The organism is Methylophaga sp. UBA4204, assembly GCF_002379485.1.
In the GTDB taxonomy this organism is placed as follows: Bacteria; Pseudomonadota; Gammaproteobacteria; order Nitrosococcales; family Methylophagaceae; genus Methylophaga.
Genome location: NZ_DFTU01000026.1, coordinates 422 through 14,318, shown reverse-complemented (window position 1 = coordinate 14,318; position 13,897 = coordinate 422). Strand labels below are relative to the sequence as shown.

At 45.3% G+C, this 13,897-nt stretch carries 11 protein-coding genes; 3 read left to right on the top strand and 8 right to left on the bottom strand.

All coding sequences use genetic code 11. The annotated features are described in order from the left end of the window. Positions 1-1,688: SLC13 family permease (locus B3182_RS03265; protein ID WP_292751526.1), on the bottom strand; the 1,688-nt coding region annotated here is incomplete at its 3' end. 159 nt (positions 1,689-1,847) lie between these two features. Here B3182_RS03265 and B3182_RS03260 point away from each other — a divergent pair. Further along, positions 1,848-3,377: a bifunctional GNAT family N-acetyltransferase/carbon-nitrogen hydrolase family protein gene (locus B3182_RS03260; RefSeq protein ID WP_292353805.1), complete on the top strand. Its 1,530-nt coding sequence runs from the start codon at positions 1,848-1,850 to the stop codon at positions 3,375-3,377. 18 nt (positions 3,378-3,395) lie between these two features. Here the strand turns inward: B3182_RS03260 and ccoG are convergent, their stop codons facing one another. The 7 genes from ccoG to B3182_RS03225 form a co-directional block, all read right to left on the bottom strand. After that, positions 3,396-4,817 carry a cytochrome c oxidase accessory protein CcoG gene (ccoG, locus tag B3182_RS03255; RefSeq protein ID WP_292353803.1) on the bottom strand — a complete coding sequence of 474 codons (1,422 nt, stop codon included), beginning with the start codon at positions 4,815-4,817 and terminating at the stop codon, positions 3,396-3,398. Between the two features lie 19 nt (positions 4,818-4,836). Next, on the bottom strand, positions 4,837-6,228 hold the full coding sequence (locus B3182_RS03250; RefSeq protein ID WP_292751524.1) for a PLP-dependent aminotransferase family protein: 1,392 nt from the start codon (positions 6,226-6,228) through the stop codon (positions 4,837-4,839). Between the two features lie 297 nt (positions 6,229-6,525). Beyond that, positions 6,526-9,120, bottom strand: a complete 2,595-nt coding sequence (locus B3182_RS03245; RefSeq protein ID WP_292353800.1) for an EAL domain-containing protein — start codon at positions 9,118-9,120, stop codon at positions 6,526-6,528. 73 nt (positions 9,121-9,193) lie between these two features. Further along, a complete protein-coding gene (gene thpR / locus B3182_RS03240) occupies positions 9,194-9,742 on the bottom strand; it encodes an RNA 2',3'-cyclic phosphodiesterase (RefSeq protein WP_292353798.1) in 549 nt (182 codons plus the stop codon). 1 nt (position 9,743) lies between these two features. After that, a complete protein-coding gene (locus tag B3182_RS03235; RefSeq protein WP_292741925.1) occupies positions 9,744-11,072 on the bottom strand; it encodes a diguanylate cyclase in 1,329 nt (442 codons plus the stop codon). A gap of 115 nt (positions 11,073-11,187) precedes the next feature. Beyond that, positions 11,188-11,958, bottom strand: coding sequence for a peroxide stress protein YaaA (yaaA, locus tag B3182_RS03230; protein ID WP_292353795.1), 771 nt, complete (start codon positions 11,956-11,958; stop codon positions 11,188-11,190). Between the two features lie 28 nt (positions 11,959-11,986). Next, positions 11,987-12,352 carry a DUF4389 domain-containing protein gene (locus B3182_RS03225; protein WP_292353793.1) on the bottom strand — a complete coding sequence of 122 codons (366 nt, stop codon included), beginning with the start codon at positions 12,350-12,352 and terminating at the stop codon, positions 11,987-11,989. 158 nt (positions 12,353-12,510) lie between these two features. Here B3182_RS03225 and B3182_RS03220 point away from each other — a divergent pair, with 158 nt between their 5' ends. Next, positions 12,511-13,038: a TRAP transporter small permease subunit gene (locus B3182_RS03220; protein WP_292353791.1), complete on the top strand. Its 528-nt coding sequence runs from the start codon at positions 12,511-12,513 to the stop codon at positions 13,036-13,038. Next, the coding region (locus tag B3182_RS03215; protein ID WP_292751521.1) for a TRAP transporter large permease at positions 13,038-13,897 on the top strand (860 nt) is incomplete at its 3' end. The genes B3182_RS03220 and B3182_RS03215, both read left to right, overlap by 1 nt.

The following is a 13,897-nucleotide window of genomic DNA, read 5'->3' as shown; positions in this document are numbered from 1 at the left end:
CTGTTGGATTGATGAGCAATCGGAGTCAAAAAAGCACAAGAGGCACCAATCGCCACGGCCATCAATAACGGGTCTGCCGAAACATCCATGCCGCTGGCCACACTCAAGGCAATTGGTGCGGCCAATATCGCCGCCGCGGCATTATTGATAATATTCGACAGTAACATTGTTGCCACCATCAGGATCACCAACGTCATTGCCGGTGGCGTGGACTCCGACATATTAAGTAATAAAGTGGCAATTAACTCTGATCCCCCCGTTGTTTCCAATGCCTGACCCACTGGCAACATCGCCGCCAGCAGCACAATCACCGGCAAATCCAGACTTTTGTATAACTTTGCAATCGGCAATAAACCCGCAAAAAACATCGCCACCACCCCTGCCACCATTGCCGTTGCAGTGGAAACAGCATCAAACATAATCAACAGAATTACGCCGATAAAAATGAACGAAGCTATGGCCACTTTCCGCGGTTGCCCAAGACGCAAGCCTCGCGATGCCAAGGGCAGACAACCCAGCTCTCCCATAACTGATTTGAGCACGTCCTCATTACCTTGCATCAGCAAAATATCGCCAGCGACAAAGCGGATTTGATGCAAACGTTGTTTGAGCTGATGACCTCGACGTGCCACAGCAAGAATATTGACGCCGTAACGTTGGCGGATTGACAGACTGCTTAAGGTATTTCCAACCAAAATTGAATCATGCGCCAGAATAGCTTCGGCCAAATCCAGAGCTTTGGTTTTGCTCGAATCTGCCTCGTCGGCTTGCTCTTCAGTTTGCTCATCGGTTTTATCGCCGATAAGCTTCAGTCCCGTGACATCGGTAAGCGCTTTCAGGCTGTCGGAATCCGCTTCAACCAACAACACATCGTCCTGCTGTAACACTTTATACATGGAAGGTGTATTAAAGCGCTCTTCACCACGTAATAATGCCAACACCGTGATATCAGCCTCATCTTCTACTGCAGCGACCAAATCCATCAGACTGCGTCCGCTATAATCAGATTGTTCCGGCACGGTGAGTTCTGAGAGATAACTGCTGATCTCGAATAATTCTTCTTCGCTGTTACTGGCCTCACGCTTAGGCGTCAGTAAACGGCCAAATAGCACCAAAAAAATCACGCCGACAATCGTAACTGCTGCGCCAACAGGTAAAAAATCAAACATGCCGAATGCGGGTGAATCTGTTTGAGCACGATAACTGGCAATAATAATATTCGGTGGTGTACCAATCAGGGTCAAACAACCACCCAATAACGAACCAAACGCCAGAGGCATCAAAAACATTGATGGCGAATGTCCGCTCTGCCGGGACATCCAGATCGCCACGGGCATTAGTAAGGCCAATGCACCGACGTTATTCATAAATCCGGAGCAAACTGCCACGGTCACGGTAAGCGCGGCCATCTGAATGGTTGGATGACTGCCCACTCGGGTCAACTGGCGAGCAATGACATCGACCACACCGGCATTAACCAGTGCCTGACCAAGAATTAATACCGCAGCCACCGTCACCACCGCTGGATGTCCTAAGCCGGAAAAGACATCATCTGCGGGAATCAGACCGGTTAACGCAACAGCTAACAGGGCCAACACCGCCACCACGTCATAGCGCAGCTTATCCCAGATAAACAGGCCCAGTGTTGCTGCCAGCACGGCAAAAATAATGATTTGATCAGTGGTCATAAGATTCCTTTTAAACCGCAATATAACAGCTTGTGCCGAGAACGACGTTAGTACGGGTTAATGTAAAAATAAAGTCTTAAGCCCTGATCATGCCTGTCTGCATCTGCTAGACTCAATGCGATATTTCATCATTGAAACAAATTGAACCCCGGAGCATTTATGGCCCATGAAGAGCTGCACCTGAATTTACGTAATCTGACCCTGGAGGATTACGATCAGCTCAAAATTCTGATGGACACAGTATACGACGACATCGGCGGTGCCTGGCCGCAACCCACGATTGAAGGATTAATTAATCAGTTTCAGGATGGACAGATCTGCATTGAAGATTCGGGTGAACTGATTGCTGTGGCATTAACCGTTATGGTCAGTTATGAGCGATTCAGCAATCCGCATACCTACGATGATTTAATCTTGAAAAATGACAAAATCTGGCATAACCCGAAAGGAGATTCGTTGTATGGTCTGGATGTATTTATTCATCCGGAATATCGGGGTTATCGGTTAGGGCGTCGTTTATATGAAGCGCGTAAGGAATTATGCCGTTCAATGAATTTACGCGCTATTCTGGCCGGTGGACGGATCCCTAATTACCATAAATTTGCTGACAAGCTTTCACCTGCAGAGTACATCGATCAAGTTTCACGAAAAGAGATTTATGATCCGATCCTGACTTTCCAGTTATCCAATGATTTTCAGGTCATGCGGTTGATGCATAAGTATCTGCCGGAAGATGAGAAATCTCTGGGCCATGCCACATTGCTGGATTGGAACAATATTCTTTACACCCCACCCACTTCGTTATTGGATGTCAAAAAAACTCAGGTTCGTCTGGGCGCCGTGCAGTGGCAGATGCGTGAGTTTCATTCGGTTGAGGAAGTGCTTAAACAGGTTGAATACTTTGTTGATGCATTGTCGGATTACAAAAGCGACTTTGCCCTGTTTCCCGAGTTTTTCAATGCCCCATTAATGGGACTGACCGATCAAATGGATCAGACTCGGGCAATCCGATACCTGGCGAGTTTTACCGAACAGTTCCGCGACGAAATGTCGGAAATGGCGGTCAGCTACAACATTAATATTATTACCGGCTCAATGCCATTACTGGAAAATGATCGGGTCTACAATGTGTCTTATCTTTGCCATCGTGATGGCCGGGTCGATGAACAGCGTAAAATTCACATTACCCCGCATGAGCGCCGTGACTGGGTAATTGAAGGTGGCAATAAATTTCAGGTTTTTGAAACCGATGCCGGTCGTGTTGCCATCATGATCTGCTATGACATTGAATTTCCTGAACTGGGCCGTATTGCTGCTGATCAGGAAGTTGATATTATTTTTGTTCCATTCTGGACTGATACCAAAAACAGTTATTTGCGGGTTCGCCATTGTGCACGCGCCAGAGCGATTGAAAATGAATGTTATGTTGCGATTACCGGTAGTGTTGGCAACTTACCGAAAGTGGAAAACCTGGATGTGCAATATGCCCAATCCTCGGTATTCTCACCGTCTGATTTCGCCTTCCCCCATGATGCAATAATGGCTGAAACCACGCCTAACAGTGAGATGATCATGTTTTCCGATCTGGATCTGGAAAAACTCAAACTGGTCCGCAATGAAGGTGCCGTCAATAATCTGAAAGATCGCCGGGCCGATCTTTACGAACTGTTTATCAAACCAAAAGATTAAATACCTTATCGCACCGTTTTATTTGGGTGCGATAAAGATAGTCTGGTAAGAAATATCGGACTGCGGTCCGTCGATAACCTCAACATTAAAAGTCAACGGGCTGATGCCGCTTTGCAGCTCTGATTCCGGCACCCGAACCAGCGCAGTCACGGTTAGTACTTTGGCGGGCTCTAAAACATAAGAGTCATGCACCCCATGCAGACTGGCCCCCTCCAGACCTTCAATCTGATATTGCACTTCAATCGGCATATTCTGCTTGTTGAGCAATTTCAGCGTATAGCGGTTCTGTATCGAGCCATCACTGAGGCGCACAAATAAAGGCTGACGGTCCGGTCTGACACTGAAGTCGGTGGCTGATAAGGATAAAAAGCCGTAGGCTATACCGCCCAGTGACGCCAGCAGGATCAAGCTGTAAATAATCACCCGTGGACGCTTGTACAAGGGTTGTGGTTTGCTGTGACCTTGCAGCTCGGCATAGGAAGCATAACGAATCAAACCACGGGGTTCATTAATCTTATCCATTACCGAATCGCAGGCATCAATACACAAACCACAGGTAATACAACCTTCCTGCTGACCTTTACGAATATCAATGCCGGTCGGACAGACATTGACACAAAGTTTGCAATCTATGCAGCTGCCTTTACTCGGGTCGGTCTCACCTTTTTTCAGTTTGCCTCGTGGCTCGCCCCGCTCAGCATCATAAGCGGGCAAAATTGTATTCTGGTCATACATAACCCCCTGTAAACGGGCATAAGGACACAACCAGAAACAAACCTGCTCACGCATAAACCCGGCAAAAACATAGGTAAAAGTGGTAAAGATTGCCATCGCAATCCACACCGCAATATGCGCCTGGAAACTAAATACATCACGCCACAACTCAAACGCATCAGTGAACCAGGCTGAAAAAGTCAGCCCGGTTAACAAGGCGATAGCCAACCATAGCGTGTGTTTACTGATTTTTCTCAGTAGTTTACTGACCGACCATGGCGCTTGTTTGAAACGTAATTGTTTTTGAGGAGTATTGCCTTCGAGTTTGCCTTCAATCCATGTATAGATATCGGTCCACACTGTCTGGAAACAAAAGTAACCACAGAAAACCCGTCCGGCAACACTGGTGACTGCCGCCAGCAAAATGGCAAAAAACAACAACGTCAGTGAGAGCATCCAGATATCCTGCGGAAAAATCGTCAGCTCAAAAAAATGAAACTGACGATTGGGAATATCCAGTAATACCGCCTGTTTATCATCCCAGCGGATATACGGCACCAGAAAATAAAACAGCCAAACCGACATACCAAACCATTTCAGGTTACGAAACCGGCCTGACATACGTTTTGCGACAATTTTCTCGCCGCCGGCATTCACATCCCAATCGGCCATTTCCTCATAGATATCGCCATTTTTTTCCATAAAGTGAATAGGTTGTTCAGTCATAATTATTTCACCTCTGGGGTCAAATGATGTGATGTGATGTGGTGGCGGGCTGAATTAATAATCCGCGCAAGATACTTAATGCCTGTGACAAAGTCGCATGATCCGGCGACAATCCCAGCGACAGGCGCACGGCCTGTCGCTGATTGTCAGTGAAACCAAAACTGTTACATGCCACCACCGATACGCCCAGCACGGTGGCTTGTTCAGCAAAGGCCTGGGCCTGCCAGCAACTGGGGAGCTGTAGCCAGATATGATGGCCTTCCTGATGACTGTAAAAGTCCATTCCTGCTAATAATTGGCTGGCAATCTGTTGACGCAGACGGTTCTCTTCCCGAATGGCTTCAGCAAACCGGTTAATACGTCCATCGTAAATCCAACGTGTCACCAGCGCAGCCATTAATGGTGAGGCCATAACGCTAATCGCTCTTAATACATTAGCGAGGCCCAGTGCCTGTGAGATACTGGGAGCAATCACATAGGCCAGCCGCAAAGCGGGCGTGATACATTTGGAAAGTGTCCGTACATACCAGGTACGATCAGCTGCTAAATCGACTAAGGCTTTAACGGCCTCTGTCTGCAGCGGCGAATAAGGATCATCTTCAATAATCGTGATGTCATATTCGTTGGCAACGGCAACGACTTGCTGCCGACGGGTTAATGACATGGTGGCGGTTGTCGGGTTATCCATCGTCGGCACCAGATAAATCGCCTTGATTCTGTGATCCCGACATGCCTGTTCAAATGACGCTGGAAGTACCCCTTCTTCATCCATAGCTAAAGGCTGCAATACCAGTTCAAGCTGTTCAGCAGCCGATTTCAGGCCGGGATAGACAAACTCACCACAAGCAATGATATCACCGGGTTTTGCCATACAATGCAAAATGGCATACAAAGCAGACTGTGCTCCACCGGTGATCAGTGTGCGTTCTGCCGAGACATTCGTTATAGTTTGATTTAGCCAGCCCGAGGCAGCACTTCGATCATGTGGGTTCCCGGCACTATCCTGATAATGCATCTGTAACACCCGGTCGGCTCCGGAAATCAGCTGGGCGATACCTTGTGGAATATGTTGCTGTATACCCGCTGACTCGGGCTGCGGCGGATTATTCATGCTCAAATCCAGCAATGGACGAGCCTCGGAGATATGCGAAATAAGTTTACTTTCGACATGCTGTCGTACATAACTGCCACGACCGGTGGTGGCATCGATCAATCCACGTCGGCGCGCTTCGTTGAAAGCACGGGTAACCGTAGTCAAATCAACATTTAAGGTTTCGGCCACAGCGCGTTGTGGTGGTAAACGATCACCGGCTTTGACATAACCAGAATAGATATCGGCTTCCAACGCTTCCACAATACCAAGATATTTGGATTTCGCATCGGTTTCGATTCGGGCTTTCCACAAGTGCATAGGTAAATTCCTAGGGGCTGTTTATCTTTCATCGCCACCACTGCTGGAGGCTATGAAAGATAAACAGCCCCTAACATTTAGGCTACAGGCTAAGCACTTTCCCGGACAAATACAATTTTATTTACATACAAAAAAAGACAATGTATGGGAATATTGAACTAAAAAATGATATTGTATGGAAAATAGCGTGTTAACGCTAAATTTGTCGAAAATAACCATACAATTTTTTACAACACCGTTAGCGGATTTGAATTTTATAAGTTTGCGTTGCGCAAGAAACTCAATTGATTAAAAAAGTTAATGAGGTTTAAGGGCCAAACGCTTTTCGGAAATAATTTGTTGCCACTCGGCCACTGGTGCAGGCCTGCCAAAGTGATAGCCCTGATAAACATGGCAGCCAAATTTTTCCAACAGCACTGCCTGCTCTTCGGTTTCCACTCCTTCAGCGATCACCGCCAAATCCAGGCTTTGTCCCAACGCAATGATGGTGCTGACAATTGCTTCATCGTTTGGATCGGTCAGCACATCCCGGACAAATGACTGATCGATTTTCAGTTTATTCAGTGGCAGTAATTTTAGATAACTTAACGACGCATAGCCGGTGCCAAAATCATCAAGTGCAAAACGCAAACCACGTTGGCGCAAGGCATTCATCCTCTCGATTGTCTGATCAATATCTTCAATTAAAAGGCTCTCGGTGATTTCAAGCTCCAAATGATTTGGATTGACATCTAACTCTTTCAGACAACTGTCGATATAGTCAATAAACTGCATATGTCGGAACTGCCGTGGGCTGATATTGACCGATAAAGTAAGATTTTGCATTTCAGGTAGCTTCGCCCACTGCGCCAAAATCTGACAAGCCTCTCTTAACACCCAGGCGCCCAGAGGAATTATCAGGCCGCTGGATTCGGCAACCGGGATAAAGTCGACCGGTGAAATAAAGCCCTCAACCGGATCATGCCAGCGAAGTAGGGCCTCCATGCCAACATACTGCTGGTCACTGCTGATTTGAGGCTGTACATACAATTCAAGTTGCTGAGAAGCAATGGCTTCTCTTAATTTGCGTTCCAATTGACTGCGACGATTAACTTCCATCTGCATAACCGGATCAAAGAATCTCAGACTGTTTCGGCCCGAGGCTTTGGCTCGGTACAAAGCCATATCAGCTTCCTGTAAAAGACGCTCAACATCTCCCTCGGCATCGGAGAACAATGCTATACCCAGACTTGCGGAAGCAATGTACTGAGTTTGTTCAAGTGCAAATGGCATGACAAAATCCAGCAGAATTTCCTCGGCGTATTGTTGTACAAGCGCTTCTACTTCTCCCCGTGCTTTACCCATTTTAGGTTTGACGATTACAAACTCATCAGACCCCAATCGGGCAGCCAGATCATGTGGCAATAATCGAGACTGAAGTCGTTTTGCGACGCCTTGTAATAATAAATCTCCAGCGTGATGTCCCAAGGTATCATTCAGGGTTTTAAATGAGTCCAGATCGACAATTAGTAAAGCACCTTCCATTTCCGATTGGTGGCCTTCTGCCAGCGAATCCTCCAGAAACTCCATTAACAATCGGCGGTTGGCCAGACCGGTCAGAGAATCATATAACGCCAGTTTACGAAGCTGTTTTTGAATTAACAGATAATCGGTAATATCAGTGGAAATCCCACATAAAGCGTAAATACTGCCATCTTCCTGACGCAATGGTAGTTTGACCGATAAAAATGTTTGGGGCTTATCTGAACCAAGGACGGTATTTATTTCTTCTTCAACAATCCGTTCGCCTTGTTTGATAACCCTTAAATCATGTTCCTGCAACGTTTTACAGGTATCCCGATCAAATAGAATGGCATCGGTTTTACCCAGAATCTCTTTTTCGTCCAGCCCAATCAGTTTGCAGACATTTTTATTTACATATTGATAGCGTAACTGCAGATCTTTGATGTAAATATGAGCATCCACACTATCAAGAATCACGTTGAGATTTTGTTGGGTCTGACGCAGAGAAATATTTTTTTCCTTTACACGGCGACGCATCAACAGCAAAAACATTAAAGCACTGAGAAAACCGACTACCAAAGCAATAAGCAACCACCAGATTTCTTTTGGAATCGTCATCTTGCTAGTAGAGCTGTTCCATTTTTTTAAGACCGTAAAGTACGGCGAATTGGCATCTGCCTGCCATTGTTGTAAGTAGCTATCAATTGCTTTTAGCACCTCTCCATGTTTATTTTTGGGGACAGCAAAAAATAATCGACTCGGTTGAAATACCACTGGCGTTGGTCTTAAATTCAGTTCTGCCGCTTTAAGCTCACTGATAAAATTATTAGCGGTGACAGCATCGGCAATGCCATCCGATAAAGCAGCGAATGCTGCCTGTTGGGTATCAACAACAACAAAGGTGACATCAATATTGAAATTTTCAGCTAATTGTCTAAGGTAATCGTATTGAATGGAGCCCTTGAGCAGTGCCAGGCGTTTACCATCCAGTTCCAACAGACTGCTGAGGTTATGTTCACGATTTACGTAGATCTGCGACCAGCTGAGTAATGCAGCCGTATTATGAAAATCATAAAACTCAGTTCGCTCTGAGCTGGTTGCCACATCAGGTAATAAATCAATTTCCCCTTTAGCAAGAAGCTCCAGACAATCATTCCAGTAGCAGGGTACAGCAACCAGCTTCCAGTTTTCCTGTAACGCAATAACCTGTAAAAGATCCCCCAGAATGCCACTCACCTGTCCGTTTGGGTCCATCACCAATTTGGGTGGGTTTTCATAAACACCCACCCGTAAAACAGTTTCCTCAGCCCACAATTTGCCGCTGGTTAGGATGGCAGATAACACCACCAACAACCTGAATAAATTGGCTAGTTTTGTGTTTGAACTCATTATGGGAATAGCCGCCGGGATAGAGCACCATTTATACCAGATTATAGTGCTCTCATTGAGCAAATATAATTAATCAATCTGCAGTGACAGGCCAATGCATTACGGGTTGGTATTGCGGCCCATGATCGGTGGAAACTGATTTCATTAATACCAGCTGTTCTGCTTTAAAATTAACTGGGGCAATGGGCACGTCTAGAGATTCACTGGCTTTTCGCGCCAATGTAATATGGGGTAGGTAAGGTTTTACATCGACTTTAATATCTGCCTGACTGGCGATATGCTCCAGTTGGTTCACCAGGTTATACAATTCACTGCTTGGAGCACGACTTGTCAGGCAAAATATCTTTGGACCATCCCAGTATGACAGGTGATCAAACTGCATATCTATTGCCGGGAAACGTATTGAGTCAGTCTGTTTTAACAGTGCATCTAATTGTTGTTGGTCTAGTTGGCCGAGAAATAACAATGTCTGATGTAAATTGGCGGTGGTTTGTAATTTCAGCGAGGGATCTTCCGGTAGACGTTTCATAATGTGCTGAATCTGCATCCTTGAACTGGTATCGGGAGACAAGGCAAAAAAATATCTGCCTGGTGTTAACAGGGTGTTTTGTTGTGAATTCATATTAATCAGAGTCCGCCATTACAATCTGATTCCGACCATTTTTCTTGGCATCGTATAGTGCATCATCAGCTCGCTTAATCGTATCACCAATAGTTTCGCCATGCCTATACTCACTTAATCCAAAACTGGCAGTAATTTGCTGATTTACCGGGAAATTGTAATTCTGCACCTGATGACGCAACTGATCGGCTAACTGAAAAGCGCCATTTTTGGAAGTTTGTGAACAGAGAATTAGAAATTCCTCCCCGCCCCAACGACCTACCATATCGTTCTCACGCACCTTGGACATTAACAGAGAAGCAAATTGTTTGATAACCTCATCGCCTACATCATGACCATACTCGTCATTAATGGTTTTAAAAAAATCAACATCTAGCAAAAGGATTGAAAAGACTTGTCTGGTCTGGCTGGAAGTTTCGATTTCCACGTTAAACCGCTCGTGTAACGCATAACGGTTAGCTAATCCGGTCAGGTGATCATGGCGCGAGATTTGTTCTAACTGATTATTCAGATTACGCAGGTTTCGATTATGATGATGCACCTGCCGATAACGATAAACTAATACTAACAGCACTAACGATACGCCCACCAATAATTGCCAGAATAAAGCCGTATTATTTTGTTGAAACTCTATAGATAACCAATTGTTCAATACACGCTGTCGTTCAACTTCTGAAGTATCATCAATGGCCTTGTTGAAAATTTCGAGCAACTGGGTTTCGCGGGTGCTCACCCCCACCGACATTGCATACTGCAAATCCAGCACATTGCTAATCTTCAGGTGCGAGATTCCCCAGCGAAGCATCTGATAATTAATGGTCGGTACCGTATCGATAAATCCATGGGCTATACCGGTTTCGACCATTTTCAGGCCTTCTCTTGAGGTGTTTACGGTGGTGATATTGATATCCGGATAGCGACTACGAAGCAATTCGACCCCCGCATAGCCTCCCACCATCACAAAATCACGATGTTGGATTTGTTCAAACTTCACCACAAACTGGTGATCTGGCTGAGTGGCTACAGCTAATGGATAAAAAATAAAGGGTTTACTGACATTGAGCCAGTCACGTCGACTGGGGACATCCTGTGCGCTGGCAAGAATATCGCAATTGCCATCCTGTATAAATTGCAACGATTGCTGCCAGCTTGCCGTGTTGACCAGCTGAATGGCCATATTGATTTTGTCAGACCATAAAGCATAAAAATCTGACATGATACCGGTGAACTCACCTTGCTCATCAATGCCTTCATAAGGCAGCCAGTCAGGATCAACACACAGCTTAATGACTTGTTTTTGGGTGAGATAAGCCTGTTCTGCTTTCGTCAAAACGACTTCTGCGTTGGCTGAAATATGCCCGGCCATAAAGCCAATCAATATCAGTATTGATTTTATGGTTCTTGTAACCGTCCCTGGCTTCATTACCGACCTTAGTTCACGTTACTTAATGATTATCCCGGATAAACACCCAATCATTTTTTTGACTCATTTCTTCACTATATCGATAGCCATCCGAGTCAAATTGCTTGAGTTTTTCCGGAGAGTTAATTTGTTGGTCAATAATAAAACGACTCATCAGTCCTCGCGCCTTTTTGGCATAAAAACTGATCATTTTGTACTGACCGTTTTTCCAGTCTTTAAAAACAGGCGTAATAATAGTCGCCTTGAGCTTTTTGGCATCAACGGCTTTAAAGTATTCATTTGACGCCAGATTGATCAACACGCCATCTTTCAATGCTGGTTCAGCCTCCAGGGATTGCCGTATTTGATCTCCCCAAAAACTGTAAAGATCCCTGCCGGCATCATTCTGAAACGGGGTGCCCATTTCCAGACGATAGGGTTGCATTAAATCCAGGGGTCTTAACACACCATATAAACCGGAGAGTATTCGTAAATGCTGCTGTGCAAAGTCCAGCCCTTTATCATCCAGGGTCTCAGCTGCAAGACCGGTATACACATCTCCTTTAAATGCCAGAATTGCCTGTTTGGCATTTTCTTCGGTAAAGGGTGTTTGCCATTGTTGAAACCGCGCCATATTCAAACCGGCAAGTTTGTCGCTGATCTTCATTAAATTGGCGATTTCCTGAGAAGACAGCTTTTTCAGTTGCTCAATCAATTGTTGTGATTGATCCAGAAAACGAGGTTCAGAGTATTTATTGGTAGACACAGGCGTATCGAAATCAAGCGTCTTGGCCGGAGAGATTACAGTGAGCATAAGAAATTCAGTATTCCATCAGTCAATTTTATTTTTTAGGTGCATCTGGATCATCACGGTCAGAGATGTCTTCATAGTCTGCAATATAATCGTCGTTATCATACACCGCTTCAGCTTCCACCTCATCATATAGTGGGTTGAATGGAAACGGTTTTTTCTCATCATTGTATGTCAGAAATAAAACAATTTGCTGTATAAAGCGAGACAAGTCTTTTGAAAATCCTCGAATAGCATCATTGGCGCTGCCACTAAATAATGCAAAGACAAACTGCACAATGACCACAATTGCTAACACTGACATCGTTAGATACAGCACAAAACCGTAAAGCAGCATATATAACAGGCGTATCAGTTGGTTTTTTTCATCACTATTTTTAAATTCCGTATTATCCATGTCATTTCTCCTGGTAGGTGATAAGTCAATATCACTTTAACACTTCCATAACTTGTTGCGGAAAGTCGAGCAATAAATTTCATAAAATGGTGAATTGCTGGAGCAATGGGCCGCTTTATGGGAAACTTCAACGTTTATTTTGTTGATGAAAGACTACCATGGACCGATTCTTTGCCTCGTTGGAAACTTCGATAAACCATTTCACTGAATATACTGGCAAACTTTGCAGCTGGTTGGTTTTGCTACTGGTATTGTTAACCTGCTACGACGTAATGATGCGTTATCTGTTTCAACAGGGATCTGTCGGTTTACAGGAACTGGAATGGCATCTGTTTGCATTGATATTTCTGCTCGGCAGCGCCTATACCCTCAAACATGATGCCCATGTACGGGTAGATATTCTCTATCGCAGTCAACGGCTTAGTAATAAGCACCGTGCATGGATTGATGTCATTGGCATTATATTGTTTCTGATGCCGTTTTGTCTGCTGATTCTGATCAGCAGCTGGCCATTTGCCTACAATGCTTATTTATATCAGGAGGGCTCACCCGATCCAGGCGGCCTGCCCTACCGCTTTATTCTCAAAGCAGCTTTGTTGCTGGGGTTTCTACTGATAATGATTCAGGCTGTAGCTGAGTTAATTCGGAATATCCGCATTATTCAACATCATCAGGAGCAAAAATAATGGAATATATTGCTTTACTGATGTTTGCCTTGTTGATCCTGCTCCTGCTGACCGGCTATCCGGTCGCCTTTGTGCTCGGTGCCATTTCGCTGTTATTCGGTAGTATCTATCTAGGCTTTGACTTCTTCCAGCTGTTGCCATTTCGAATTTGGGGCATCATGACCAACTTCACCTTACTGGCGGTGCCATTGTTTGTGTTTATGGGTGTGGTTCTGGAAAAATCCGGTGTTGCTGAAGAACTACTCGATACCATGGGACGGGTGTTTGGCAGAATTCGCGGAGGGCTGGCAATATCCGTTGTCATGGTGGGTGCTTTGTTAGCTGCCACCACCGGAGTAGTAGGAGCATCAGTAGTCACCATGACCGTTATTGCTTTACCTTCGATGCTGAAGCGAGGTTACGCCCCGTCTTTAGCCAGTGGCACTATTGCCGCTTCCGGCACGTTAGGACAAATCATTCCCCCAAGTATCATATTGATCCTGTTAGGTGATGTTATCGGCGTGCCGGTGGGTGAATTATTTATCGGTGCAGTAGTGCCGGGCATAATGCTGATTGTGGCTTACATTCTATATATAGTCTATGTCGCATGGCGTCACCCACACCTGGCACCAGCGGTACGGGATGATAATCCGGAACTGGCCGCGCTGTGGATCAGTGTTTTAAAGAGTCTGCTCCCCCCCTTATTGCTCATAATCGCGGTATTGGGTTCCATTTTTTATGGTATTGCCTCTCCTACTGAATCTGCTGCGGTTGGTGCGCTGGGATCATTGATACTGGCTGCTCTGCATCGTCGTTTGACGCTGCCTAATCTTCGCGATGCTATGGAGAAAACAGCTCGTCTGACCAGCATGGTGTTTTA

Coding starts and splice junctions, on each gene's coding strand:
- B3182_RS03260 (WP_292353805.1), top strand. CDS start 1,848: ATGGCCCATGAAGAGCTGCACCTGAATTTACGTAATCTGACCCTGGAG.
- ccoG (WP_292353803.1), bottom strand. CDS start 4,817: ATGACTGAACAACCTATTCACTTTATGGAAAAAAATGGCGATATCTAT.
- B3182_RS03250 (WP_292751524.1), bottom strand. CDS start 6,228: ATGCACTTGTGGAAAGCCCGAATCGAAACCGATGCGAAATCCAAATAT.
- B3182_RS03245 (WP_292353800.1), bottom strand. CDS start 9,120: ATGAGTTCAAACACAAAACTAGCCAATTTATTCAGGTTGTTGGTGGTG.
- thpR (WP_292353798.1), bottom strand. CDS start 9,742: ATGAATTCACAACAAAACACCCTGTTAACACCAGGCAGATATTTTTTT.
- yaaA (WP_292353795.1), bottom strand. CDS start 11,958: ATGCTCACTGTAATCTCTCCGGCCAAGACGCTTGATTTCGATACGCCT.
- B3182_RS03225 (WP_292353793.1), bottom strand. CDS start 12,352: ATGGATAATACGGAATTTAAAAATAGTGATGAAAAAAACCAACTGATA.
- B3182_RS03220 (WP_292353791.1), top strand. CDS start 12,511: ATGGACCGATTCTTTGCCTCGTTGGAAACTTCGATAAACCATTTCACT.